At 59.1% G+C, this 24655-nt stretch carries 21 protein-coding genes; 13 read left to right on the top strand and 8 right to left on the bottom strand.

Annotation, left to right across the window (positions count from 1 at the left end; translation table 11 throughout):
* Positions 1 to 195: 195 nt before the first annotated feature.
* The gene (locus CCX46_RS15870) at positions 196 to 1248 is read left to right on the top strand and encodes an aldo/keto reductase (RefSeq protein WP_127927911.1); all 1053 of its coding nucleotides are present in this window, start codon (positions 196 to 198) and stop codon (positions 1246 to 1248) included.
* A gap of 148 nt (positions 1249 to 1396) precedes the next feature.
* Here the strand turns inward: CCX46_RS15870 and speB are convergent, their stop codons facing one another.
* Positions 1397 to 2356: an agmatinase gene (gene speB / locus CCX46_RS15875; RefSeq protein WP_127927913.1), complete on the bottom strand. Its 960-nt coding sequence runs from the start codon at positions 2354 to 2356 to the stop codon at positions 1397 to 1399.
* 16 nt (positions 2357 to 2372) lie between these two features.
* Positions 2373 to 3464, bottom strand: a complete 1092-nt coding sequence (locus CCX46_RS15880; protein ID WP_127927915.1) for a polyamine ABC transporter substrate-binding protein — start codon at positions 3462 to 3464, stop codon at positions 2373 to 2375.
* A 99-nt stretch (positions 3465 to 3563) separates the two neighbouring features.
* Between CCX46_RS15880 and CCX46_RS15885 the strand changes: the two genes are divergently transcribed.
* The 4 genes from CCX46_RS15885 (at position 3564) to CCX46_RS15900 (ending at position 7271) form a co-directional block, all read left to right on the top strand.
* Positions 3564 to 4463: a LysR family transcriptional regulator gene (locus tag CCX46_RS15885; protein WP_127927917.1), complete on the top strand. Its 900-nt coding sequence runs from the start codon at positions 3564 to 3566 to the stop codon at positions 4461 to 4463.
* Between the two features lie 201 nt (positions 4464 to 4664).
* Complete coding sequence (locus CCX46_RS15890) at positions 4665 to 6131, top strand: nucleobase:cation symporter-2 family protein (protein ID WP_127927919.1); 1467 nt, start codon at positions 4665 to 4667, stop codon at positions 6129 to 6131.
* Between the two features lie 67 nt (positions 6132 to 6198).
* Positions 6199 to 6672 carry an LEA type 2 family protein gene (locus CCX46_RS15895; protein ID WP_127927921.1) on the top strand — a complete coding sequence of 158 codons (474 nt, stop codon included), beginning with the start codon at positions 6199 to 6201 and terminating at the stop codon, positions 6670 to 6672.
* A gap of 53 nt (positions 6673 to 6725) precedes the next feature.
* Positions 6726 to 7271 (top strand): GNAT family N-acetyltransferase, encoded by a 546-nt coding sequence (locus CCX46_RS15900; RefSeq protein ID WP_127927924.1) that lies wholly within the window; start codon positions 6726 to 6728, stop codon positions 7269 to 7271.
* A 135-nt stretch (positions 7272 to 7406) separates the two neighbouring features.
* On the opposite strand, the gene CCX46_RS15905 is transcribed toward CCX46_RS15900, so the two are convergent.
* A complete protein-coding gene (locus CCX46_RS15905; RefSeq protein WP_127927925.1) occupies positions 7407 to 8330 on the bottom strand; it encodes a carbon-nitrogen hydrolase family protein in 924 nt (307 codons plus the stop codon).
* An 84-nt stretch (positions 8331 to 8414) separates the two neighbouring features.
* Between CCX46_RS15905 and CCX46_RS15910 the strand changes: the two genes are divergently transcribed.
* Positions 8415 to 9323, top strand: a complete 909-nt coding sequence (locus CCX46_RS15910) for a LysR family transcriptional regulator (protein WP_127927927.1) — start codon at positions 8415 to 8417, stop codon at positions 9321 to 9323.
* A gap of 4 nt (positions 9324 to 9327) precedes the next feature.
* Here the strand turns inward: CCX46_RS15910 and CCX46_RS15915 are convergent, their stop codons facing one another.
* Positions 9328 to 9582, bottom strand: coding sequence for a hypothetical protein (locus tag CCX46_RS15915; RefSeq protein ID WP_007917411.1), 255 nt, complete (start codon positions 9580 to 9582; stop codon positions 9328 to 9330).
* A 154-nt stretch (positions 9583 to 9736) separates the two neighbouring features.
* Between CCX46_RS15915 and CCX46_RS15920 the strand changes: the two genes are divergently transcribed.
* Positions 9737 to 10054 carry a DUF883 family protein gene (locus tag CCX46_RS15920; RefSeq protein ID WP_016982860.1) on the top strand — a complete coding sequence of 106 codons (318 nt, stop codon included), beginning with the start codon at positions 9737 to 9739 and terminating at the stop codon, positions 10052 to 10054.
* Between the two features lie 196 nt (positions 10055 to 10250).
* On the opposite strand, the gene CCX46_RS15925 is transcribed toward CCX46_RS15920, so the two are convergent.
* Positions 10251 to 11291, bottom strand: coding sequence for an Ldh family oxidoreductase (locus CCX46_RS15925; protein WP_127927929.1), 1041 nt, complete (start codon positions 11289 to 11291; stop codon positions 10251 to 10253).
* A gap of 234 nt (positions 11292 to 11525) precedes the next feature.
* Between CCX46_RS15925 and CCX46_RS15930 the strand changes: the two genes are divergently transcribed.
* Entirely contained in the window at positions 11526 to 16376 is a 4851-nt protein-coding gene (locus tag CCX46_RS15930) for a dermonecrotic toxin domain-containing protein (protein ID WP_127927932.1), read from the top strand.
* Between the two features lie 64 nt (positions 16377 to 16440).
* Here CCX46_RS15930 and CCX46_RS15935 read toward each other — a convergent pair whose 3' ends face one another.
* Positions 16441 to 16710, bottom strand: coding sequence for a PepSY domain-containing protein (locus tag CCX46_RS15935; protein WP_127927934.1), 270 nt, complete (start codon positions 16708 to 16710; stop codon positions 16441 to 16443).
* 153 nt (positions 16711 to 16863) lie between these two features.
* Between CCX46_RS15935 and CCX46_RS15940 the strand changes: the two genes are divergently transcribed.
* On the top strand, positions 16864 to 17877 hold the full coding sequence (locus CCX46_RS15940) for a FecR family protein (RefSeq protein WP_127927936.1): 1014 nt from the start codon (positions 16864 to 16866) through the stop codon (positions 17875 to 17877).
* A gap of 56 nt (positions 17878 to 17933) precedes the next feature.
* Here CCX46_RS15940 and pvdQ read toward each other — a convergent pair whose 3' ends face one another.
* Complete coding sequence (gene pvdQ, locus CCX46_RS15945) at positions 17934 to 20279, bottom strand: bifunctional acylase PvdQ (RefSeq protein WP_127927938.1); 2346 nt, start codon at positions 20277 to 20279, stop codon at positions 17934 to 17936.
* Positions 20280 to 21102: 823 nt separating this feature from the next.
* Between pvdQ and CCX46_RS15955 the strand changes: the two genes are divergently transcribed.
* The gene (locus tag CCX46_RS15955) at positions 21103 to 21480 is read left to right on the top strand and encodes a fe2+ zn2+ uptake regulation protein (RefSeq protein WP_127927942.1); all 378 of its coding nucleotides are present in this window, start codon (positions 21103 to 21105) and stop codon (positions 21478 to 21480) included.
* Between the two features lie 18 nt (positions 21481 to 21498).
* On the opposite strand, the gene CCX46_RS15960 is transcribed toward CCX46_RS15955, so the two are convergent.
* The gene (locus CCX46_RS15960) at positions 21499 to 21687 is read right to left on the bottom strand and encodes a hypothetical protein (RefSeq protein WP_038363103.1); all 189 of its coding nucleotides are present in this window, start codon (positions 21685 to 21687) and stop codon (positions 21499 to 21501) included.
* 158 nt (positions 21688 to 21845) lie between these two features.
* On the opposite strand from CCX46_RS15960, the gene CCX46_RS30720 reads away from it, so the two are divergent.
* From CCX46_RS30720 to CCX46_RS15970, 3 genes are all read left to right on the top strand, one after another.
* On the top strand, positions 21846 to 21986 hold the full coding sequence (locus CCX46_RS30720; RefSeq protein WP_007918111.1) for a hypothetical protein: 141 nt from the start codon (positions 21846 to 21848) through the stop codon (positions 21984 to 21986).
* A 277-nt stretch (positions 21987 to 22263) separates the two neighbouring features.
* A complete protein-coding gene (locus tag CCX46_RS15965) occupies positions 22264 to 23511 on the top strand; it encodes an MFS transporter (protein WP_127927944.1) in 1248 nt (415 codons plus the stop codon).
* Positions 23512 to 23523: 12 nt separating this feature from the next.
* Positions 23524 to 24654, top strand: coding sequence for a LuxE/PaaK family acyltransferase (locus CCX46_RS15970; RefSeq protein ID WP_127927946.1), 1131 nt, complete (start codon positions 23524 to 23526; stop codon positions 24652 to 24654).
* Position 24655: the final 1 nt, after the last annotated feature.

The following is a 24655-nucleotide window of genomic DNA, read 5'->3' on the forward strand; positions in this document are numbered from 1 at the left end:
GCCAGGCTCAGCAGGGAAAGTGCTCGCAGCTTAGCAGAGGCTGGTGTCAGAAAATGGCAGGAGCGTGCGCCGCTGATGAGCTGGTTTTACCGTTGAGCGGCAAGCGTCTTGACAGTGAATATTATCGACATCATATTGATCAAATATTTCGAGCGTAATTTTTACAACTGATGAATTTCCACCGAGGGCGTTGCCATGCATTACAAGGTTTTTGGTCGCAAAACCGGTCTGCGTGTTTCTGAACTGGCGCTGGGCGCCGGCAATTTCGGCACCGGTTGGGGCCACGGCGCCGAACGTGACGAAGCCAAGCGCATCTTTGATGGCTTCCTCGATGCCGGCGGCAATTTCATTGATACCGCCAATGGTTATCAGGGCGGACAGTCGGAATCGATGCTCAGTGAATTCATTGCCCCGGAGCGCGATCGCCTGGTGATCGCCACCAAATACAGCATGGGCACGACCCCGGCCGACGGCATTTCCCACACCGGCAACAGCCGGAAAAACATGGTTCGCGCGGTAGAAGAAAGCCTTAAACGCTTGAACACCGATCACATTGATCTGTTCTGGGCGCACGTGACCGATGGCGTGACGCCGATGGAAGAAATTCTCCGCGGTTTTGATGATCTGGTGCGCGCGGGCAAAATCCACTATGCCGGTTTGTCGAACTTCCCGGCGTGGCGCGTTTCCCGCGCTGACGTGTTGGCGGAGCTGCGCGGCTTTGCGCCGATAGTCGCGATTCAGGTCGAATACAGCCTCGCTGAACGCAGCGCCGAGCGCGAGTTGCTGCCAATGGCCGAAGCACTTGGACTGGCGGCAACCCTGTGGTCACCCTTGGCGGGTGGGTTCCTCACGGGCAAATATCGCGGCGGCGATGACAATAACCGTGCGAGCAAACTCGGCATGCTGGTGCATGCGGAAAAAAGCGCCCGCGAAACCGCCCTGCTCGATACGTTGCTGGCGGTGGCCGCAGAAATCGGCGTCAGCCCGACCCACGTCGCCATCGCCTGGTTACGCGAAAAAGCCCGCCGTTCGACCACTGCGCTGATCCCGATCCTCGGCTCGCGCACCCGCGAACAACTGGACGCCACCCTTGGCGCACTCGACGTGCAACTGAGCGAACAACACATGGCGCGGCTTGAAGACAGCAGTGCCGTGCCGGCGGGTGTACCGCACGAGACGATTACCAGTGCCGCCCCTCGCTTTACCGGTCCGCAAACGTTGGACCTGCCGATCATCCCGGTAGCCTGACCCGCCTCGCGTCGCCACGGGATAATCGTTCCCACGCTCCCGCGTGGGAATGCCTCAACGGACGCTCCGCGTTCGGCCCTAGAGGGGACGCGGAGCGTCCCAGGCTGCATTCCCACGCAGAGCGTGGGAACGATCATTGGCGGCCGGTTTAGCGATCGACTTTGTGTCGGGCGGCGTAGAGGCAGAGCATTTCCATCGCCAGTGTCGCGGCGGCCAATGAGGTGACCTCGGCGTGGTCGTAGGCCGGGGCGACTTCCACCACGTCCATCCCGACCAAATTGATCCCACGCAAACCACCGAGAATTTCCAGCGCTTGTACGGTGCTCAAACCGCCGCAGACAGGCGTTCCGGTTCCGGGTGCAAACGCCGGATCCAGGCAATCGATGTCGAACGTCAGATACACCGGGTTATCGCCCACCCGCGCGCGAATCGCTTCGACAATCGCCTCACAGCCCCGCCGATGGACCTGCCGCGCATCCAGCACCTGGAAACCCATGTGATCGTCATTGGTGGTGCGCAAACCGATCTGCACCGAGCGCGCCGGATCAACCAGCCCTTCGCGAGCGGCGTGCCAGAACATCGTGCCATGGTCGACCCGCTTGCCCTCCTCGTCCGGCCAGGTGTCGCTGTGCGCATCGAAGTGGATCAGCGACAGCGTGCCGTGCTTGCGTGCATGCGCTTTCAGCAACGGGTAGCTGATGAAGTGATCACCGCCAAACGTCAGCATCGCGCTGCCGGCGTTGAGAATCTGCTCGGCGTGGGCTTCGATGCTTTCGGGGATGCTGTGGGGTGAGCCGTAATCGAAGTCGCAGTCGCCGTAATCGATAACCGCCAAATGCTCGAACGGGTCGAACGTCCACGGCCAGTGGCGTTCCCAGGCGATCCCGGTGGAAGCCGCACGAATCCCCCGTGGCCCGAAACGAGCGCCGGGGCGGTTGCTGGTAGCGGTGTCGAACGGCACGCCGCTGACCGCGACATCGACGCCGCGCAAGTCACGGCTGTAGCGCCGGCGCATGAAACTGGTGATGCCGGCATAGGTGCTTTCGGCGGCGGTGCCGTAGAGGCTGTCGCGGGTCATCGCCTGATCGTTTTGCATGGGCACATCCATCGTGGTGCTCCTGTTGTTATTGATGGCTACGGAAAGTGGTCCACAGACGCGTGCGCTGGCGCATGTCCTTGAGGCTCATGCTGCGATCGGCGTAGAGCCGCGCACGCACGTCGCTCGGCGGATAGATGTCGGGATCGTTGCGCACCGCCTCGTCCACCAATGGCGTGGCGGCCTGGTTGGCGGTGGCAAAGAACAAGGTATTGGTCAGTTCGGCCACCGAGTCGGGGCGCAGCATGAACTCGATGAACGCCCGTGCGGCCTCGGGGTGCGGCGCGTCTTTGGGGATGGCCAGATTGTCCTGCCATACCAGCGTGCCTTCCTTGGGAATGCGGTACGCCACTTCGAACGCTTTATTGGCTTTGCGCGCCTGATCTGCGGCCATGCTCGCGTCGCCGTTGTAGGTCAGCGCGAGGCACACGTTGCCGCTGGCCAGATCATTGATCTGCCGGCCGGTGGCGACGTAGAGCACCGACGGCTGGAGTTGCTGCAACAACGCTTCGGCGGCAGCCAGATCGTTCTTGTCGGTGCTGTAGGGATCCTTGCCCAAGTAATGCAGGGCCAGACCAATGACCTCCTGCGGCGAATCGAGAATGGCGATGCCGCAGTCCTTGAGCTTGCTGGCGTTCTGCGGTTTGAACAGCAGGTCGAGGCTGTTCAGCGGCACATCAGGCAGACGCTGCTTCACCGCCTCGACATTCATGCCCAGCCCCAACGTACCCCAGGTGTACGGCACGCCATAGCGATTGCCAGGGTCGACCGCGGCCATTTTTTCCAGCAAATCCGGATCAAGATTGGCGTAGCCCTTGAGACCCGCATGAGGGATTTCTTTCAAGGCGCCGGCCGCCAGCCCCCGCGCCAGAACGCTGGACGACGGCACCACCACGTCATACCCGCTGCCGCCAGTGAGCAACTTGGTTTCCAGCACCTCGGAGGTATCGAACGTGTCATAACGCACATGAATGCCGGTTTTCTGCTCGAACCGTTGCAGGGTTGACGGCGGCACGTAGTCGGCCCAGCTGTAGAGATTGAGGGTCTTGTCCTCGGCCTGAGCCTGAAAAGCCACGGACAACAGCAGCACGGGGAAACACAGCTTGAACACGGGAGCCATGACGAACACCTGAGCGGAAGAAGTGGTTGCAGGATGCGCCGTCGGATACATTAGAAAAATAGCCGAATAATCATCCTGACTTTACGCCGGAGTAATGTGATGTTGGGTCAACTGCACGACGTCGATTTGCAACTGCTGCGCCTGTTTGTGCGGGTGGTCGAGTGTGGCGGCTTCAGCGCTGCCCAGGGTGATCTGGGCCTGAGCCAGTCGAGCATCAGCCAGCAAATGGCCAAACTGGAAACCCGCCTCGGCTACCGTTTGTGCAGCCGTGGCAAGGCTGGCTTCAGCGTTACGCCCAAGGGCGAGCAGTTGCTGATCGCGGTGCGCACGTTGTTTGAATCGATCGAAACCTTCCGCCATCAATCCAACGGCGTCGCCGGACGCTTGATCGGCGAAGTGCGCTTGGGGATTTCCGAGTCGGTCGATCAATCGGTGCTGCAAAGGGTAGCTGCGGCGATCCGACGTTTTCGCGAGCGCGATGAGTCGGTGCGTATCGAACTGATCAGTGCCATGCCCGGCGAAATGGAACGGCTGCTGCTGCAACAGCGGCTGGATCTGGCCATCGGTTATTTCTCGCAAGTGCAAAGTGCCTTCGACTATCGCCAGTTGTTCAGCGAAACCCAGCATTTGTATTGCGCCGCCGGCCATCCATTGTTTAACGACGAGACGCCCAGCGACGCCGCGTTGCAGGCCTGCGACCGGGTCGATCACCCCTATCGGTTTTTGCGCAGCGACGAACCGTTTCAGGGCAAGCTCTGCTCGGCGCGCTCGGAGCAGGTTGAAGGTACGCTGGCGTTTATTCTCTCCGGCAAACATGTCGGCTATTTGCCGGATCACTATGCGCGGAGCTGGCAGGAAAAGGGGTTGCTGCGGCCCGTGCGTGAAGGCGAATTGAGTTTTGATGTGGCGTTTCATCTGGCCCGGCATCGGGCGCAGGTGCCGGGGGATGCGCAAAAGGCTTTTGAAGAGGATTTACTGGCCGCATTCAATCTCGCGTAGGAGCTGCCGCAGGCTGCGATCTTTTGATCTTAAAAGATCGCAGCCTCGTTTCACTCGACAGCTCCTGCACGGGCGTTTGCCGTAGCGACCAATAAAACCTGACCTTTCAGGCAGTTATTGCTCGTTGCCCTCGCCGCCCTCTTCCGGCATCCTGCGCCTCCATTTTCTGACCCGGCCCCGCCTTGCGGCGCGCAAAACACCATGACCGCCTCTGAAAAAGCCCCGCGCAACAACGACCTGATCTACGGCCTCAACGACCGCCCGCACCTGACTGCCACCGTGTTTGCCGCACTGCAACACGTGCTGGCCAGCTTCGTCGGTATCATCACCCCGACCCTGATCATGGGCGGCGCCCTCGGTCTGCAAAGTGAAATTCCTTACCTGATCAGCATGGCGCTGTTCGTCTCCGGCCTCGGTACTTTCGTCCAGGCCAAGCGCTTCGGCCCGGTCGGTTCGGGATTGTTGTGCCTGCAAGGCACCAGTTTTTCCTTTATGAGCGTGATTCTCAGCGCCGGTTTCATGGTCAAGGCGCGCGGTGGCGGCACCGATGAAATCCTCTCGACGATCTTCGGCGTGTGCTTTTTCGCCGCCTTCATCGAAGTGATGCTGAGCCAGTTCATCGGCAAACTGCGCATGCTGATCACCCCGGTGGTCACCGGTACGATCATCACGCTGATGGGCCTGTCGCTGATCAAAGTGGCGATGACCGACATTGCCGGCGGCTTCGGCGCGCCTGATCTGGGCGCCGCCAGCCATGTGTTTCTCGCAGCGCTGGTGATCGGCACCATCGTCGTGCTGAACCGCGTCGACGTACCGTTCTTGCGCCTGGGCGCGATCGTCATCGGCCTGACCCTTGGCTATGTGGTGGCGTGGCTGATGGGCACCGTGGATTTCGCCTCGATGCCCGAAGTGCCGCTGGTCAGCGTGCCAGTGCCGTTCAAGTACGGTTTCAACTTCGACTGGGTGGCGTTCGTGCCGGTGGCAGTGATTTTCCTCGTGTCGCCGCTGGAAGCTGCCGGTGATCTGACGGCCAACTCGATGATCTCGCGGCAACCGGTCAAAGGCCCGCTGTACATCCGCCGAATCAAATCCGGCCTGCTCGCCGACGGCCTCAACTCGGCCATGGCGGCGGTGTTCAACAGCATGCCGATGGTGACCTTCGCGCAGAACAACGGCGTGATTCAACTCACCGGTGTGGCCAGCCGCTACGTCGCCTTCTTCATCGCCGGTCTGCTGGTGTTGCTCGGGCTGTTCCCGATGATCGGCGCGGTGCTGCAGTTGATGCCGAAACCGGTACTCGGCGGCGCTGAACTGGTGATGTTCGGCACCGTCGCGGTGGCCGGGATCAAGATCCTCGCCGAAGCCGGTCTGCATCGGCGCAACATGCTGATCGTGGCGATTTCGCTGGGTATGGGCCTGGGCATCGCCGCTGTGCCGGAAGTTCTGCGCGAGTTGCCGCAAGCGCTGCGCAACATCTTCGAATCGCCGATCACCGTCGGCGCGTTGTGCGCTATCGTGCTGAATATCTTCCTGCCAGAAGAATTCATCGAGCTGGAAGAAGACGATTTCGACCCGGAAGCCTCGATTCTTCAGGTCATGGAAAATCCGGACATGCCGGCCAAAGGTGAACCTGCCCCAGCGGCGGCTGTCGCACAGTTGAACCGCTAACGTCTGGCCTTTGATAGAAAGGGCTGAGCCGGTGACGGTTCAGCCCTTTTTTGTTGAGAGACCGTTTATGCGCCGCTTCCAAGCCGTCATTCTGTCACTGCTTCTGCTGTCCCTCAGCGCCTGTGCGCTGTTCCCCAACCGAGACCCGGTGAACATCAACGTGGTCGGCCTGGAGCCGTTGCCAAGCCAGGATCTGGAAGTGCGTTTCGCCATCAAGATTCGCGTGCAAAACCCTAATGAAACGGCCATCGACTACAACGGCATCGCTTTGGATCTTGAGGTCAACGGCCATTCACTGGCCTCGGGTGTCAGCGATCAGAGCGGTTCAATCCCAAGGTTTTCCGAGGCCATTGTTAGCGTTCCGGTCAGCATCTCGGCGTTTTCGGTATTACGCCAGACGCTGGGCCTGAGTCAGACGCAAACCCTCGATAACCTGCCCTATGTGCTGCGCGGCAAGCTTGCCGGCGGTCTGTTTGGCACCATGCGTTTTGTCGACAGCGGCAAGCTCAGCCTGCCCAAGGCCAGTGCCACAACCTGGTAAAAATGCGCTAGCCTGCCTCGTTCCTTAAAGACACTTATGGAGGCTGCAGGTTTATGGAAGACATACCGACGCTGTACACCGAACGACTGATCCTGCGCCCATTGCAACTGGCCGATGCCGAAGCCGTGCAGCGCGAATTTCCGCATTGGGACGTGGTGCGTTATCTGAACGCAGCCGTGCCATGGCCGTATCCGAAGGACGGTGCCCGCGCCTATCTGCGCGACGTTGCCTTGCCGGCGGTTGCGGCGGGCAAGGAATGGCCGTGGACGATTCGTCTGAAATCGGCACCGGAACTGTTGATCGGCAAAATCAGCCTGATGGATCAAGCGGACAACCACCGCGGCTTCTGGCTGGCTCCAGCGTGGCAAGGTCAGGGTTTGATGACGGAAGCCTGCGCGGTGGTGACCGATTACTGGTTCAACGTTCTGCAACGCCCAGTGATGCGCGTGCCGAAAGCGGCGCCGAACATTGGCTCGCGCAAGCTCTCGGAGCGCGCGGGGATGCGCTTGATCCGAACCGATGAAGGCGATTTCGTCGGTGGGCGTTTCCCTCGGGAGCTGTGGGAAATCACCCGGGAAGAATGGCAGCAGCGCCACTGACTTCCAGACACACCACCGATCCATTGTAGGAGTGAGCCTGCTCGCGATAGCGGTCTGCCAGACACCATAATCGTTAACTGACAGATTGCTATCGCGAGCAGGCTCACTCCTACAGGTTTTGTGTCAGCCAGTGGGTTATGTGTTGAATCGCACCCCGGGCTTGGCCCGTTCATCCACAGACAGCTCAAACACATCCGGCCGCGCATAGTGGCCGACCACATCGTAGTCATACCGCGCGCGCACCAGTTCATCGGTGTCGATTTCAGCTGTCAGCAACCCCGCCTCGCCGCGCAACGGCCCCGCCAGCACATCGCCCATCGGCCCGACAATCACGCTGCCGCCAGCAATCAGCGGACGCTCCGCTGGCCAATTGGCGATTTCAACGCCCAACGCCTGAGGCGAAGCTTGCACCTGACACGCACTGACCACAAAGCAGCGGCCTTCATGGGCGATGTGGCGCATGCTGACTTGCCACATCTCGCGCTCATCGACGGTCGGTGCGCACCAGACTTCGATGCCTTTGGCGTACATCGCGGTGCGCAGCAGCGGCATCATGTTTTCCCAGCACACCACCGCGCCAAGCTTGCCGACCTGCGTGTCGAACACCGGCAACGTCGAGCCATCACCCTTGCCCCAAATCAGCCGCTCGGTGCCGGTGGGCATCAGCTTGCGGTGTTTGCCGACGAGCCCTGCCTGCGGATCGAAATACAGCGCCGTGCAATACAACGTGCTGCCAGCACGTTCAATCACACCGATTACCAGGTTCGCCCCGGTTCGCGCCGACAGTGCCGCCAGCGCTTCCGTTTCGGCGCCCGGCACATCGATCGCGTTGGCGAAGTATCGGGCATAGGCTTCGCGCCCTTCTGGCAGGCGATAACCCAGTTGCGTGCCGAACCCTTCACCTTTTGGATAGCCGCCCAGCAGCGCTTCCGGCATCACCACCAGCGCCGCGCCGGATTCGATGATCGCGCCTTCCCAACTCAAAATCTGTTCCAGGGTGGCGTTTTTGCCCTCGGGCAAGGCGCCGATTTGCAGCGCAGCAACAGTTGATTTGGCCATCGCGATAACTCCGTCAGGTTCAGTGGTTGCCGATTCTGCGGCGCCACGCGATCATGAATAAAGCCCCGTTCGCTGCTGAATGATATGAGCCAAATGAATATCGCCACGGTCGACCTCAATCTGCTGAAAGTCTTTGAAGCCCTGCATGAAGAATCCAGCGCCAGCCGGGCAGCGCTGCGTCTGGGCGTCACACAATCGGCGGTCAGTGCGGCGCTGCGCCGGTTACGCGAGGTCTACGGCGATCAATTGTTCGTGCGCACCGGGCGCGGACTGGCACCGACGCTCAAAGCCAATCAACTGAAACCGGTGGTCAGCGAAGCGCTGAACAAGTGCCGGCAAAGTCTGGCGATGGTCGACCCGGCGACCAATCAATACGACGGCCGCTCGGTCACCGTAGGGCTGTCCGATGACTTCGAGATTGCCTACGGTCGCCGCCTGATCGAGGAAATTGCTCGCAGCGCACCGAAACTTCGACTGATCTTTCGTCAGACCCACAGCCAGATTGTCGCCAGCGCCCTGATGGAGCGCAGCATCGACCTGGCGATCACCGCCGGTGGTTTTGCCGAACGTTTGCTCAGTCGTCAGGTGTTGGGCGAAGGCGGCTATGCGTGCCTGGTCGATCCGGCGAGCCTGGCGCCCGGCCAGCAGCAGGTCGATCTTGAGGAGTTCGTCACCCGCGAGCACATTCTGGTGTCGTCCGGCGGTTTTATCGGGATTACCGATGAAGGTCTGGCGGCGCTGGGCCTGAGCCGACGGGTGTGCGCCTCGACCACGCATTTCGCCGCGCTGCCTTATCTGCTCAAGGGCAGTCGGGCGGTGGCGACGATTCCGGCGCATGCCGCCGAGAGCATCGCGGCACTCAGCGGCCTGGCGCTGCTGCCCTGCCCGCTGAAATTGCCGCGTTATCCGATCGAACTGGGCTGGCGCACCAGCGCGCAGATCGATCCGGTGGTGGTCAAGGTTCGCGAGGTGATTGCCGCGACCTTCACCTGAGGCATTACTTGTTGGCGGCCATCAGTCGATTGACTTCACTGCGCACCATGTTGGCGAACTCCGGCGGCGACATGCCGTCCAGTTCGGCGCGGACCCACTCGGCCCATTTGCCTTTGCGCTTGCCGCGCTCGCCGAACAAACGCGCGGCTTCGCCTTTGGCCTTGCCGAGGTTGTTTTGCCAGAGTTCGAACAGACGGGATTTCTCGTCTTCCAGCGCTGCGCGCTCTGCGAGTGATTTGTCGGCCAGATTGAAACTCATCGGGAATTATCCTGCTGCATAAAATGGCGACATCTTACACGCTCGACGGAAATCTCCCGCGCAGGTTTTTCTTTCTGGCCTAAATTCAGTGCAACTTTTTGCTCAGCGCCACACTCCATTGATCACTGTCCATTCAACTGCAAGGAGTCACCCAATGGCCCGCAAATCCGCCGTGCAAGCCGCCGAAGATCAAATCAAGGATCAAGCCTTCAGCGAACTTCAGGCTCTGATCGAAGAGTCGGACAAACTGCTCAAGAGCAGCGCCTCACTGGTCGGCGAAGAAGCGGAAACGCTGCGCGGACAAATCGCCCTGAAACTGCAGCAGGCACTGGACTCGGTATCGAGCGTGCGTGATCGCACCAAACCGGCGGTCGATGCCACTGAAAGTTATATCGGCGGTCATCCGTGGCAGACTGTGGCAATCTCCGCGGGATTCGGTCTGGTGGTCGGCTTGTTGCTCGGCCGTCGCTGATTCAAACGCATACTAAAAAGGCGAACCCACTGGGTTCGCCTTTTTTCTGCCTGCCGTTTTTTCGCTATTCAGATCTTGAATTCAGCTTGGTATCCCACGTCGGCGTACCTCCCCCATTCACCCCGGTTCAGTCCCCTCTCCCTCTGGGCGGTCCGACGTTTCGGGAGGGCTAGGGTGAGGGGCCTTTGCTCTTTGCTCACACCCCCGCCAACTCGCGCAACTGCGCCAACGTCTGCGCCTCCAGCACAATGCCCTCAGCCAACGACTTACTACGCTGCCAATGCCGACGATCCCCCGGCAAACGCTTGAGCCCGACGCCGTGCATCTGCCGCACTAGCTCGCCACTGCGCTCGGCAAAACCCTGCCCGGCGGCCTTGCTCGGGTCGATGACGATCAACAACTGTCCGGTCCACGGCGTTTTCGCCCCGGGATGATTGGACCAATCGAACTCGAAGGAAAAATTGCCTCCCGTCAGTGCGGCCGCCAGCAGCTCAACCATCATCGACAGTGCCGAACCTTTATGGCCACCGAACGACAACAGCGCCCCGCCCTCAAGAATCGCTTTGGGATCCTGGGTCGGCTGACCGAGGCTGTCCACGCCCATCCCGGCCGGCAGCCGTTCGCCTTTGCGCGCAGCAATCTGCACGTCGCCATGGGCAATCGCGCTGGTGGCCAGATCGAAGACGATCGGTGCGGCGCCGGCCCGTGGCGCGGCGAAGGCAATCGGGTTGGTGCCGAACAGCGGCCGGTCGGCGCCGTGGGGCACCACGCAGGTCATGCTGTTGACCACACTGAGCGCCACCAGACCTTCGTCAGCGAACGGCTCGACGTCCGGCCACAATGCGGCGAAGTGATGCGAGTTACGAATCGCCAGCACGGCGATCCCGGCGTGCCGCGCCTTTTCCACCAGCAGCGGCCGAGCGGCGGCCAATGCCGGTTGAGCGAAACCGTTGCCGGCATCGACACGGACAAATCCCGAGGCAACATCTTCGACTTGCGGCACGGCGTGCCCGTTGACCCAGCCGCTGGCCAGGGTCGAGACATAACCGGGAATGCGGAAAACCCCGTGGCTGTGGGCACCATCGCGCTCGGCGCCGGCGCAATTGGCGGCCAGCACTTGCGCGACCTCAGCGGAGGTGCCGTGGCGCAGAAAAATCGTTTCAAGCAGTTGCGTCAGCGCTTCGAGAGACAACGAGGACGAAACAGCAGAGGACACATGATCGTGTGGCGCAGACATCTGAAGCTCCAGAATGATTATTGGAGGGAACAACAGCGTATGGACGACTAGCTCACCGATTAACCATGGCTCAGCTGCCGGCTGTCAACCTTTCGATTGCTCAGCCATGACTGGCATCGCTGTCCTGGCACATTTCGACTCGGTGCGTGCGGTAACTATTTACCGCCAGTGCGCCCAGTCACGTCTCTATTCTTGCGCTCCCCGGCCCCAACGCCTCCGCTCCGAGTCTCGATGATGTCTACGCCCCTTGCTCCACTCCTGTTTCCGGATGTTCTCAAAGCTCCCGACCAGCACGCTGACCTGGCTACCGCGCAGGGTCTCAACAGCAAAGATTTCAGCTGGCTTGCGCATGTGGAACTCGCGACTCACACGTTGCGCAGTGAACAAACCCCGCCGATGTTGGCCGAGCGCATTCTGCTTAACGCCGACAGGCAATTGGCGGTGCCGCTGGCCGGGAGTTTTACTCTCGGCGCCGGGCCGGATGATGGCGGTGTGTTCCTCTACACCCCCTACGACGGCCTGAAGAAATACAGCGATCAGCAAGCGCTGCTCGAAGCGTTGCAGACGCGCCTCGACAACGCTGACGAACAGGATGATCTATTGGCGTTCCTCAGCGTCTCGCAGCGCAAGGAACTGGTGGAAAAACGCGGAATCAGTCTGACCCTTGAAACGATCGAAGGAGACGTGTTCGAGGATCAAAAAGCGGCGATCAACACGTCACAGGATTTGTCCACGCGCGACCTGCTGGATGAGCTCAAACGTCTGCCTTCGCTCACCACCCTGCTGGAAAAGATTCTCGACGAACTGCTCGAACCTCACTTCGCGGGTCTGCAACAGTCACGCACCCGCGTCAGTTTTTTCGCCGACACCGCGCCCCTCTCCGGGGATGTACGGCAGTGGGTCGATTCGCTGTCGCTGAGTGAGGCACTGCTGCTGCACTTCCGCCGCCAGGGCTGGCCGCATGGTCAGACAGCCGAATTTTCCAATCCGGCTCGCTCCGGCTCAGATGTTGACCAGGCAATATGGGCGGATGCAATCAAGTCCGCCTCGGGAAAGCTGACCATGCTGTTGTTTCGACAGCTCGAGGTTTACTGGAATGCCGCCGCTTTTGAAGGTTCCCCCAGACGCACATTCTTCAGCCGGACGTTGCTCGATCAAGCACGTGCAGACTTACTGCTCAAGCGCGAAACCGACATCCTCGAGGCGAAGGAATTCGAAGCCCTTCACAGCTTGATACGTGAGCCGGACAGCGCCGTGCGGCGTCCGACCTTCGAAACGGTATGCCTGGGCGAAGAAACCACCTATGTCGAGTTGGCTGGATCGCTGATGATCAACCATGACAAGGCTTATCTCTACACCCCCACCCAAGGCGTGCAAGTACTCACCGACTACGCCGACCTGCGCCAAACGCTGATCGCCAAACTCAATGCCGCCGGACATGAAGATGAGCTGTACGGGCTCATGAACCTGGAGGAGCGCAATCGCTACCTGGGCTTCGCCAATGCTCAGGTGTCCGGCGAAAACATAGCCGGCGATATCATGGCAACACTGATGGAGGCGATTATCACCAAGCAACGCCAGAGCGTTGAATTCGCCTTGCAACTGTTTCGCCAAAGCGAACGCCGTACTGACATTCATGCATTTTTCGATAAGGCGCTGGATATCCGTTCGATGATTCACGAGCGCTTGGTCAGGCTAGACGTCAATGAGCGCTGGAGCACCCGCCCGCTGTTCTCCAGCGCACCGCCCTCGTCATTGGTCCAGGCCGACAAAGCTGCGCAACTGGCGACAACGTTAGAACGAACACTGGAAAATCTCACCGACAACTTCAAGGGCCAGCCGACCGCGAGCAGCGCTGAACAACGCGTCTTTCTCGAAGGTATTCGATGGAAACTGGCGCAGGCTTTCGAGGATGGAGTGCGCGGTGAAGCGCACATGAGAAATCTCGGCGACTCCTGGCGTGCAGCGGAACGAAAAATCGTCGATACCGTATTCGACGCAAAACACGCAACACGCATGGACCGCCAGTCACTCAACGGTTTCCGGCCGGATGCATGGGCGCTCAGCCTCACTTGCGAGGGCCGGAGTGGCGTGCTGTCACTCGCTCACTGTGTGTTGCTGACCGAGCGCGGAGGCATGGACGTAGCGCACTCCGGGCGCGCCATCTTGTGGACGCCCGCCATCGGCCTGGAATCGTTCGACAACATAGCGATTGCGCAAAAACAATTGCAACAGCGCCTGAACGACAACAACCAGAGCCAGACGCTGCTGGAAAACCTGCCGAAGACGCAACATCGGCTGGATCAGCAATACACGCTGGGCACCTTTCAATTGATTGAGGGCAACGTGTTGAACGACCGTATGCAATCGGCCATTGACCACTATCTGGACCATTGCGAGGCGTTACGCGTTTGCATAAAGGATGAGGACTCACTCGCCGGTTTTCTCGACAAACTGAAAAACAAGGTCATCGAGACCAATCTGCGCCGGGCCGTTGAGCTTGCCAGGACTGTTGCCCGTCATCTGGATTTCCCCGATTGGCTGCGCATGGCCCCGGTCGCGGAACAGCGTACCCAGCTCGCACTGCTGGATGAGTTGCGCCGCTGCTTTATCGATGGCAAGGATTTTCTCGAGGGTGTGCCCGCGTTGGACAGCCACGTCGAGCAGACTTTGAAAACGCTGCTCGACAGCAGATTTCCGAACAACGGCCTCAAGCCACAAGACATCCGCATCACGCCGAATCTGACGCTGGCCGGTCCTGCCTGTAACCTGCTCGAATTTGCTCTGCACCACTACAACATTGTGCAGGGCACCGGGTTCAAGGTTGCCTCGAATACCACCGCAGGGTTGCCGGCAAAACTCAATCAGTCCGCCGTCCGCCAACTGCTGCAATCCCTCGATATCAGCACCACCTACACGCAGAAAGTGAGCGAGGCGCTGTCAGCTGACAGTGAGTCTGCGCGCACCAGCAAAGAGCGGTTTTTACGTCAGTTGCCTTGGCAGTTGATGCAGCATGCGCACGCGATGAAGTTGCAGCAACAGTTGTCAGAAACCGGCTACGACTTCATTTGTCAGGTCCTGGACATGCCGGACGGAGTGGCGCGTGCAACGGTAGAGGGCGCTCACGCCATTGCCAGTCCACTGTCATTGATCAAGACCACGGGGGCTGTCTTGGTCGATACCCTCGGGCTTTATCTCATCGGGCCCGGCGCGGGGCAGACAGGGCCACAGGTGCTGTATGCCCCCTACTCCAAATACGTTTTTCGTGAGTTCGAGAATGAAGCGCAGTTGATCGATGCATTGAATACACCGGGACATTTCCAGGACCTGATCATCCGGCGCCTGCCCGCCGGCGAGCAGTCCGCGTTCAAAAACCTGCTGAAAACGACGATTGGCAAAACCAGTGAAATCAAACTGCAAAGTACGCCCATCTCCGGCAATGTGCTGGAGCGGCTGCACAAGGATACGCTCAGCCTTTTGCCGCAATTACTCGGTTGCCAATCGCAGATCAATGCGCAAGCGGACTGGGAAGCGGCAAAGTTTCTATTCAGTCACGGTGTCCGTCTGGTTCCGCACGTTTTGCCGGGGAAACTCGCTTCCCTGTTTTTTCTTTGGAAAAGCTACGAGGATTTCAAAGAGTCTGCCGAGGAGCTTCAGCAACATCATTGGGCAAATGCCTTGAAAAGCTTTATCTCGGGGGCGATTTCCCTGTTCAGTCTGGGTCGTTTTTCCTGGGAAACAGCGGCGGAAAGTGAAACGGCCGAATTTGCTGTCCAGGCGCAGGCTAGCGACGCAAACGCGGCAGCCACGGCCCCGCCGCTCTGGTCGAAAGTCCCTCCAGCTACGCCCTCCCGCGTTAATCTGCAGCCCTTTGAAACCACCACAGCGCTGGAAAACTTCAAGCTTGAAACCAATAAACTTGTCTATGGCAGTTCGTCGAGCACGCAAAAGTTTGCGGCGATCGCTGGCAAGGTCTACCCGGTGGTCAAGGATGAAAAGGTCTGGTATTTGAGCAAGAAAGACGGCGGACAAGGACCAACCCTTGAACAGAAAAACTCAAGGCTGGTACTGGCACCCGCGGGTCAGCCGGTTCATCGCTGTCGATCCAAACGCAACCGTGTGCAAGCTGACGTTGAACGCAGCCGTTCGATACTCATGTATATCCAGGCTCAAGGGATGGCACAAATCAATCGGCGCTATCCGGCCAGAGCCTTCGTGATCCAGCAAGCTGTCGCTCGGGCAAGAGAATACGCGCTGAATTGTCTGCATAACTTCGTCATACATCGCGACAATCTGGGCGGCACTCGCGTTGAAGCCGTACTCAGAAATTTTTTCGACGTGTTACAAGTCACGCCCACGCTGCTCAGAAAAGTAGAACAGGTGATAATCCCCATCTGCCGCGAGCTGACGGACCCAGCAGATGATCTGCTCTATACGGAGCGCTTTTTCGCTGGTTTGAATGCGCGTTATGGCGACGATACGGTTGCATTTGTCTTCAAACAAGACCGGCGAAAGATAGTCCACCTGACCGAGCTTTTCTTTAATCCGCGCCTGGATCCCTACACCGCTTTCCTGCCTCCCAGATTCAATGTTGACTCCCATGCTCGCGCGGTCACGCTGATCCACGAGCTTTCTCATTTGGTTTGCGATGCCGAAGACTTCGACTTCGTGGAGGCGATGAGTCCATACCCTGACCTTATAAACACGACAACCGCTGAAGGAGCGGCTCTCCAAGCGGGTCTGGAGCGTGAGCGCAAATCCTTGTCCCGCTCTGCTGCGCCTACGCGCTTGTTTGCGGAGAAGAGCAAGAATGGGGTGTGGGTAGACATGGACCAGGTACCAGCACGGGCCGAAGATTACAAAAAAATTCTCAAACTGACCAAAACCAGAAACCTTGCAGATGCACGTAAAGCCTTCCGCGATCCAGTCTCTGCCGACGCACGCATCGAGGTGAAAATGGCCAACGCTGACTCGATCGCACTGTTCATCAGCGAACTGGGCAGGGTGCTGGACCCTCCTCCGGCCCCGATACCTTTACCGGCGCCAGGCTCAAGCCAGACAGGATCCTCGCCAGCATTGCCGTAACAACCGCAACAGACATACGCCGGCTTGCAGCCGGCGTATGTTTTACAACGCGTAACCAGGGTGGTTAATCCTTCTGATCCCGCAATACATTGCCTGAAGCGCCGTCGATGCGGAACTCGTAGACAACACCGTCAGCCTTGCGCCCTTCGCCTTTCCAATAGCCATTGTTGTCGGCTTCGATCTCATAGACCTCGACATAACCGGCCTTGGTCTTGACGATCTCGATGGCTTTTTCGATGGTGATCCAGCCTGCGCCCGGCCGATCGGCCAGCGCTGCGCCTGCGCTCAGCAAGCCGGCAGTGGCAATTAGCGCTGCTATTGTCTTTTTGATCATTTTTTCACTCCATTTATGGATAGTAGTCGTTTGCATCCTGTTTTTTTGGGTGCCGGAGCGAAAAATAAGTTCCACTTTGATGGGCAATTGCCATGACGAATGTTCTCGGTAACTTCCCGACAAGGTTAGAATGTGCGAAATCAGGACGAGTCAATGACCCAAGACACTCTCTCGGAAGCCGAATACGATGCGATCACCGATGCCGCCGCGCATTGGTGCATGCGTGTGCACGCCGCCGACTGCACCGATGAAGATCGTCGCGCATTCAAGCAATGGCACGACGCCCATCCGCTGCACGCGTTCGAATATGAAGCCATGCTGGAAATCTGGGACGTGGCCGAACATTTGCCACGCCCCGCATCGGCCACCGCCCTCCCGGCGCACGGGCCAGTGCAGCAGCCTTCGCGCTCGTGGCGCCAGTTTGCTGTAGCAGCAGGCGTGTGTGCGCTTGCTCTGCCATTGGCAGCCTACACCGGCTGGAACCTGGGCTGGCTGCCCGACAGTTATGAGCATTTTACCGCCACCGATAATGTCCGGCAGGTGACGTTGGGCGATGGCAGCCAACTCGAACTGAACCTCAACACCGATCTGACCTTCAGCAACTACAAGGACGAACGCCGCGTTACCCTGAAAAAAGGCGAGGCGTTCTTTACGGTCAGCCACGACATGTCCCACCCGTTTGTCGTCCGTGCAGGCGAAGGCAAAATTCGCGTCACGGGCACGCGTTTCAATGTCTGGATGTATCAGGATCAAGTGCGCGTGAACCTGATCGAAGGCTCCGTGCTGGTCACCAGCGATCGCTCATTGCCGGGCGATGGCCTGCGCCTCGGCCCATCGATGCAGGCGCGCTACAAAAACGGCGACTACATACCGCAGATCAGCCAGACCTACTCCGGTGACACGTCACTGGCCTGGCGCAACGGCAAACTGGTGCTGGACAACCTGGCGCTGAGCGAGGCCCTGCCACTGATCAATCGCTATCTGAACAATCCTTTGGAACTGGCTGACAACAGTACCGGTTCGATTCGTGTCGGTGGCATCTACAACATCAAAGAGCTGAACAACCTGGCCAACAGCCTGCCCAAGGTACTGCCGGTCTACCTGAGCCGTAACAAGGAAGGTAACCCGGTGATCAACTCGATACCGCAACAACCGCCAAAAAGCTGAAGGCCGCACCCTTTGCAGGATGCGGCCTTCAGGCTTGATGCCATTAATGCTCGGGCTTACTGAGCGGCGACTTTCCCCGCCTTGTCCAACGCCTCGCGAACAGTCTGCACCTGGTATTGCGGGTCAGCCTGAATCTGCTGCTCGGTAAACGGCAGCACACTCCACTGTTTCTTCGAGAACGCCTCGGTCTGATCCCGCGAATACTTCGACGCCGGATCGCTCGACAGCGAGAACGCCAGCAGCCCTTGGGCGTGCGGGCCCTTCTCATCGAAGGTCACGACTTGCAGGTAGCTGGTACCGCTGACCACTTCAAGTTTGCCGTCTTCACGCGGCACGCTCTGAATGGCGTTGTAAATTCCCAGCGTACCCGGGCCGCCGTGAATCGGCGTCTGTTTCCCGCCACTGCTGACCACCTGGATGTCACCCCAGCGGGTTTGCGGCTTCAAACCCATTTTCTGGCTCAACTCGACCGACGCCAACATGGCTTCACGCAGCGCCTTGGCCACCGCCGGCTGCTCGACCGCCAGTCCACGTGGCGTGTGTTGCGCATCTTCAGGATCGAACGCCACGCGCCAGACGTCCGGCGAAGCCTGCAGCGCCTGCATGATGGTCTGGAAATGCACCAGGCCCAGGCCTGAATCCAGATTGGCGCGGCCATCCCATGCCTTGAGGCTGACGCAAACCGGCTTAAGCGCCTGCGCGTCGGTGCCAAGGTCTGAGGCACAGAACTTCAGCAGATCCGGGATCACCTGAGTCGCCAGGTACACCTGATCGTCCATCACCATTTGTTGCAGATCCTTCACCGCCAGCGGACCTTTCTTGCTCAGCGTGCCCAAACGATCCAGCGCAAACCGCGAGCGCAAGCCCAGCGGCTGGCCGTCCTGACTGATCAGTGGCGAGAAACCGGTGAGCGGTTGCGCCGGGTTGGCCAGCCACGCCGAATCGTTGGAGTGCTGGACGAAGTCCTTGCGCAGCAGTTGCGGTAATTGGCTGGAGGCATAAATGCCCTTCTGCGCAGCTTGTGGGTCAATGTCCCACGCGCAGGCACTGTTGGAGCCGTCCAGCACGATCATTTTTGTGCCGATACGCGGATCACTGCACTTGGCCAGTTTCTCGGCGTTGACGTTCGGCACTACTGACAAGTTCATATACAGCGTCTGGCCTTTGTCATCGACGGCCAGGGTGTTGACCCACGGAATACCCTGAATCTTGTGCACCGAATCCTGCAGCTCCTGAAGCGTGGACGCCTGATTCATCGCGTACCACTGATTCAGCACCCGATCATTGTCGAGGTTGGCATCGCGCAGGCTGTAGGCGAACCGATTGTCCCAGTCGAGCTTGCCCGGCCATTGCACAATCGGCCCGAACTGCGAGCTGTAGATATCCCGCGAAACCGGCACCACTTGCCCGTCAGCCTGTTTCACCTGCACGGTGACGGTCTGTTTGTTCAACGGCAGAGATTTGCCATCGAGCAGATAGCGTGTGGAATCCTTCGGATCGAGTTGCAGCCGATACAACGTGAAGTGTTTCGACGAGTCGACCGTGTGCGTCCAGGCCAGATGCTGATTGAAGCCGATATTGATCATCGGCAAGCCTGGCAAGGCAGCGCCCATGACATCGAGTTTGCCCGGAATGGTCAGGTGCATCTGATAGAAGCGCATACCGCCAACCCAAGGAAAATGCGGGTTGGCCAGCAACATCCCGCGCCCGTTGAACGAGCGCTCACTGCCCACCGCGACAGCGTTACTGCCTCGATCAAGTGCAAAGCGCTGCTGACGCGCATCGGCCAACTGATAAGCCTGCACGTTGTGTTCGATCCCGGCTGTCGCTTGCGGCGGCGTGGCGCCGGCCAAAGCCTCGGCAAACTGCCCAACGCCACCCTCGACCAACAGACGGCGGGTCAGCTTCACCAGATCTTCCGGTGCGATCTCACGCACCCACTCACCCTGACACTGTTGCGGCAAACCTTGCTGGCGACGCTCGGCCAAATAACGGTTGTAACCGGCGGTATAGCCTTCGACCAGATCACGCACCTGCGCAGGTTGCGCCTGCCAGAATGCCTTGACCGCTTCAGGCGTATTGAGCCAGGTAAAGAACACATCGCTGACCCGGTTTTCGCGCTGCTCGACGGTGAACTGATCCGGGCCGAAGTAACGGGAACGCTGGCCATTGACCGTCACAATCTCGTTGGCCAACAGGCACAGATTGTCCTGCGCATAGGCATAACCGATACCGAACCCAAGCCCACGCTCGTCCTGCGCACGAATATGCGGCACGCCAAAAGCAGTACGGCGAATATCGGCGCTGATATCCGTGGCCGGGCTGAACGCATGAGCCGAACAACTCAGCCCAAAAACCACACCGGCCAAGGTCAGTCCGGTTAACTGTCTGGAAATAATCACGCTCGCTCCTGATCGACATGCCAAAGAGCGCATCCGGCGCTAACACGGACCCGCCCTGGAAACACCCACGCGTCCACGCGCAATGAGCCTGTCGAAGAAACGAAGTCAAAGGAAAAAATTTAGACCCTCCAAACGATCCCCCAAACGCAAAATCAAAAGCCCCTCACCCTAGCCCTCTCCCGGAGGGAGAGGGAACTGATCGAGGTGATTGCCAGAGCTACGCAGACCTGAAATACCGAGTTGAACTCAATGAACCAGATCAAAAGCCCCTCACCCTAGCCCTCTCCCGGAGGGAGAGGGAACTGATCGAGGTGACCTAACCACTCAACAGGATGAGCGTTAGCTCGGCTGCAGCTTTTGATCTGCCGGCCCCTTCGGCAGGCTGAGTGGAGGGATTTATCCGGGGGTGGGAGCGCAGCGACCGTTCGACGAAGTCGAACACATCGAGAGGAGGTGCAGCGAAGCAAACCGTAGGCGATGCCCCCGGATAGATCCCGGAACGAAGGAACCCGAGCCACGGCGAGGGCCGAACGCCGGGGCCCAGACCTTTGGTTCCTTTGGGGCGTTTGCCAAAGGGACTCGCTGTAAGAGCGAAACCGCCAGCGGCAACACCCATAACAACGGATATACACCCAACCCCCCAGAGCATGGTCGGCCCAAAGGCCGCCAAGCCCAAAGCAACTGCAATCGACAATCACAAGAAAAAGACAAACCCCCGACAAATTTTCTACATCTTTTCTTTCATGATTTGTCGTGCTGATACGTCTTGTCTTAGAGAGCGCAAAAAAACCATCCCGATCAGGCTCTGAAAAGGAGTAATCGCATGTACAACTCGCAACTACCAACGGACGGTAGCCAGGCACCCAAAGGAGTTTCCATGAGCCCCCACGCGAGCGATTTCGGGCAACGCGTCGAGCGTCACGGCAACGAACGCATCCGGCTGCTGCTGAAAAGTTTCGGCCTGCGCACCAGCCTGATTCGTCTGAAAGTCATCGACGCCCTGCTGGTTGCCGCACAAAGCGAGCGACGTCTGGGCGTGCGCGGTGTCCACAGCCAATTGCTGGATCTGGATATTCCGCTGTCCTTCCTCAGTGTGCGCGAAGTGCTCAAACGGCTGTGCGCCGAAGGTGTGATCACCTTCAATGATGACAAGAGCTACAGCCTGCATCCACAGGCTGCGGCCGTCCTCAACAACGATTGAAGCGTGCGGCAAACGCCGTCAAGGCTTGACCTTGCGGCGCATCACGCCGTTGATCACCACCACGATCACCGCTACACCGATGGCGACGAACTGGAATGTCTTCTCCGAAATCATTCCGGCGTTTTGCAGCCAGGACAGGCCAAGCATGATCGCCAGCACCGAAACGGCAATCAGAATCGAATAAATCAAGCGTTGCTTGTGGGTCATTGCGGCTTCCTGAAACGTTGAAATGTATCTGCTTTGTATCCGCTTGCATGCCATGCACTTACCGTTCTACGGGGATGCATCGTGGCAATCGGGGTCTCATGTTACAGCCGATGAAGAGTTTTGGCTTCATGACGGCGTAACCATGAGGAACTTTCAAAATGCTGCGTCGAATCACCTGGCTGATTCCCGTTCTTGCCCTGCTGACCCTGAGTGGCTGCATCATCTTCCCCCACGGTGGCTGGCATGACGATCACCACCGTTACTACCAGGGTGGCCCCGGCTACTACCAACATCGATAGAACAGGATTGTTCGCCCTGCCCGCTTGCCGATAAGCAGATGGCGGCAGGAAATCAACAAGTCCGATCAACTTCAAACAAAGCCCGCCCCGTTGCGGGCTTTTCTGTTTTTGCCGCCGGGTCTGCCACGCTGTCGTAACTAGCGCTTAGCGGCAACTCGGAACCCACAAAACAAGTTGCAAGCATTTGAAATCTAATGTCGCAGCAAAAAAATAGGTCATGCAAGCCCCTGCAACTAGTCTCTGGCAACTTTTCTTTCACTCACTAACAGGGACGTTTATGCAGAGAACACTGATACAAATCGGGCCGCGACAAGTGCTCGGATTTTGTTTTGCGCTAAGTGCTTTTGAACTTCTGACGTATATGGCCAGCGACTTGATCATGCCGGCCATGCTGAGCGTGACAACTGATCTTCAGGCCGATGTGCGACATGTTCCCAACGCCTTCAACCTTTATCTGATTGGCGGTATCTGCCTGCAATGGCTGATCGGACCATTGTCCGATCAATGGGGGCGACGGCGGGTATTGCTGAGCGGTTGCGCATTGTTCGCAATGGCCTGCGCCGCTGCGTTTTTCACGAAGAGTATTGAAGCTTTCAATCTACTGAGACTGCTGCAAGGCATGGGCTTGGGTTTTGTGGTCGCGGTCAGTTACCCGGCCCTTCAAGAGGTCTTCTGCGAGGCCGATGCGGTGCGCTTGATGGCGCTGCTCGGCAACATCGCCCTGCTGTCACCGCTGGTGGGGCCGCTGCTGGGCATTCTGTTGTTGCAATGGTTGTCCTGGCGCGAACTGTTCCTGGGCCTGGGCCTTGTAGCGTCGCTGGTCTGGCTGGGACTGTTCGTCTACATGCCGGAAACGGTCGGGGTTACGCGCCGCGATGGACAGCTGCAACCCGCGGTGCGTTTTTCCTGGCGCCAGACCTGCCAGCGCTACCGCGTCTTGTTCGGCAATGGCCGATTCCTCGCTGCCAGCCTCGCGCTCGGGCTGATGAGCTTGCCATTGATCGCCTGGATCGGCCTGTCACCGTTGCTGCTGATGCAGTTGCTCGGGCTGTCGCCGGTTGAATATGGCTTGTGGCAGATTCCGGTTTTTTCTGCAGTGATCGCCGGCAACCTGATCCTCGACCGCTTGCTCGCGACTCACTCTTTGCCCCAGCTGATCCGCTTGGCGCTCTGGCCTTTTTGTCTGGGGCTGCTGGCGCTGATCGGCAGCGCGCTGTCTGGCGCTGGCCTGGGCCCGGTGGTCGCCAGCCTGGCGCTGTACGCCGTCGGCCTGGGCATGAGCAATGCCGCACTCTATCGGCTGGCGTTGTTTACCAGCGATGACAGCAAAGGCCTGGTCTCGGCGCTGGTCGGCATGATTTCGATTGCCGTGATGGGTGTCGGCGGTTTGCTGATTGCTGCCCTCGGCGGTGGCGCACGCCTCGAACTCTTCGCGCTCTTCGCCGCGTTCAGCGGCCTGTTGAGCCTGCCGTTGGTGCAGGGATTGTTAAAAGGCTTACACGCCGATTCCACCGCCGCTCAATAAAGGAATATTGAAATGAATCAGTTTCCCGCCAGCGATGCGCTCTGCGCGTTGCCACACCCCTATTGCCCGGACTCGGTGCCTGCGGGCCTGTTCGATCGGGCCATGACCGAGATCAGTCGATACCATTGCCAGCACACTCCCGGTTACGCCCATTGGCTGAATGCCAACGGTCTCGACGTGGAAGAGCTCGACGCCCTGCAAGACTGGTCGCAACTGCCACCGATTCTGGCCAATTTTTTCAAACAGCAACTGTTGCTCAGCCCCACCGGGGAGAACGCCCTGGAACTGACATCGTCCGGCACCAGTGGGCAGAAAAGTCGCATGCGTTATGACCCGCGCAGTCTGTCCGGCGCGCAATTCATGGTCGAACGAATTTTTAGCCATTACGGCTGGAACTCCGCCGATACGCCGTGCAACTACCTGCTGCTGAGCTATGAGCCGCAGGGCGCCATCACGCTGGGGACGTCATACACCGACCAGTTCCTCTGCCGGTTTGCCCCGGTCAATCGCGTCGCCTACGCCTTGCGCTGCACCGGTGACAGCCACCAGTTCGATCTGTTCGGGGTCATCGCGGCCCTGCAATCGTTCGCCGAAGAAGGCTTGCCGGTGCGCATTTTCGGCTTCCCGGCATTCCTTTGGCAGACCTTGCAGCATATGCAGGCTAACGGCGTGCCTGAGTTGAAGCTGCCGGACGATTCGCTGGTGTTTTTTGGCGGCGGCTGGAAAACCCGCACCAGCGAGGAAATCCCCAAACTTCAACTGTACGGGCGCATCTCCCGGCAACTCGGCATCCCGACAGCGCGCTGTCGAGACGGTTACGGTGCGGTCGAGCACGCGGTGCCTTACATCGAATGTGCCCACCATCATTTTCACGTTCCGGTTTACGCCAAAGCGTACGTGCGCAATGCGCTGGATTTCTCCGTGCAGCCCTACGGCCAGCAAGGCTTGCTGGGATTCGTCTCACCCTACATTTCATCCAGCCCGGCGCACGCGGTAGTGATGAGCGATCTGGCAACGCTGCACCCCGGCGCAAGTTGTGGCTGTGGCCTTGCCTGTGACTGGTTCGAACTGCATGGCCGCGCGGGCACCACTGCCGGCAGAAGCTGCGCGATGGCCGCAGCGCAATTACTGGGGAGTCACTGAC

It is taken from the genome of Pseudomonas sp. RU47, from assembly GCF_004011755.1.
Taxonomy (GTDB): Bacteria; Pseudomonadota; Gammaproteobacteria; order Pseudomonadales; family Pseudomonadaceae; genus Aquipseudomonas.

What these genes read in the sequence shown, in the direction of transcription:
- CCX46_RS15870 (WP_127927911.1), top strand. Translation starts at nt 196, where the DNA reads ATGCATTACAAGGTTTTTGGTCGCAAAACCGGTCTGCGTGTTTCTGAA.
- speB (WP_127927913.1), bottom strand. Translation starts at nt 2,356, where the DNA reads ATGGATGTGCCCATGCAAAACGATCAGGCGATGACCCGCGACAGCCTC.
- CCX46_RS15880 (WP_127927915.1), bottom strand. Translation starts at nt 3,464, where the DNA reads ATGGCTCCCGTGTTCAAGCTGTGTTTCCCCGTGCTGCTGTTGTCCGTG.
- CCX46_RS15885 (WP_127927917.1), top strand. Translation starts at nt 3,564, where the DNA reads ATGTTGGGTCAACTGCACGACGTCGATTTGCAACTGCTGCGCCTGTTT.
- CCX46_RS15890 (WP_127927919.1), top strand. Translation starts at nt 4,665, where the DNA reads ATGACCGCCTCTGAAAAAGCCCCGCGCAACAACGACCTGATCTACGGC.
- CCX46_RS15895 (WP_127927921.1), top strand. Translation starts at nt 6,199, where the DNA reads ATGCGCCGCTTCCAAGCCGTCATTCTGTCACTGCTTCTGCTGTCCCTC.
- CCX46_RS15900 (WP_127927924.1), top strand. Translation starts at nt 6,726, where the DNA reads ATGGAAGACATACCGACGCTGTACACCGAACGACTGATCCTGCGCCCA.
- CCX46_RS15905 (WP_127927925.1), bottom strand. Translation starts at nt 8,330, where the DNA reads ATGGCCAAATCAACTGTTGCTGCGCTGCAAATCGGCGCCTTGCCCGAG.
- CCX46_RS15910 (WP_127927927.1), top strand. Translation starts at nt 8,415, where the DNA reads ATGAGCCAAATGAATATCGCCACGGTCGACCTCAATCTGCTGAAAGTC.
- CCX46_RS15915 (WP_007917411.1), bottom strand. Translation starts at nt 9,582, where the DNA reads ATGAGTTTCAATCTGGCCGACAAATCACTCGCAGAGCGCGCAGCGCTG.
- CCX46_RS15920 (WP_016982860.1), top strand. Translation starts at nt 9,737, where the DNA reads ATGGCCCGCAAATCCGCCGTGCAAGCCGCCGAAGATCAAATCAAGGAT.
- CCX46_RS15925 (WP_127927929.1), bottom strand. Translation starts at nt 11,291, where the DNA reads ATGTCTGCGCCACACGATCATGTGTCCTCTGCTGTTTCGTCCTCGTTG.
- CCX46_RS15930 (WP_127927932.1), top strand. Translation starts at nt 11,526, where the DNA reads ATGTCTACGCCCCTTGCTCCACTCCTGTTTCCGGATGTTCTCAAAGCT.
- CCX46_RS15935 (WP_127927934.1), bottom strand. Translation starts at nt 16,710, where the DNA reads ATGATCAAAAAGACAATAGCAGCGCTAATTGCCACTGCCGGCTTGCTG.
- CCX46_RS15940 (WP_127927936.1), top strand. Translation starts at nt 16,864, where the DNA reads ATGACCCAAGACACTCTCTCGGAAGCCGAATACGATGCGATCACCGAT.
- CCX46_RS15955 (WP_127927942.1), top strand. Translation starts at nt 21,103, where the DNA reads ATGTACAACTCGCAACTACCAACGGACGGTAGCCAGGCACCCAAAGGA.
- CCX46_RS15960 (WP_038363103.1), bottom strand. Translation starts at nt 21,687, where the DNA reads ATGACCCACAAGCAACGCTTGATTTATTCGATTCTGATTGCCGTTTCG.
- CCX46_RS30720 (WP_007918111.1), top strand. Translation starts at nt 21,846, where the DNA reads ATGCTGCGTCGAATCACCTGGCTGATTCCCGTTCTTGCCCTGCTGACC.
- CCX46_RS15965 (WP_127927944.1), top strand. Translation starts at nt 22,264, where the DNA reads ATGCAGAGAACACTGATACAAATCGGGCCGCGACAAGTGCTCGGATTT.
- CCX46_RS15970 (WP_127927946.1), top strand. Translation starts at nt 23,524, where the DNA reads ATGAATCAGTTTCCCGCCAGCGATGCGCTCTGCGCGTTGCCACACCCC.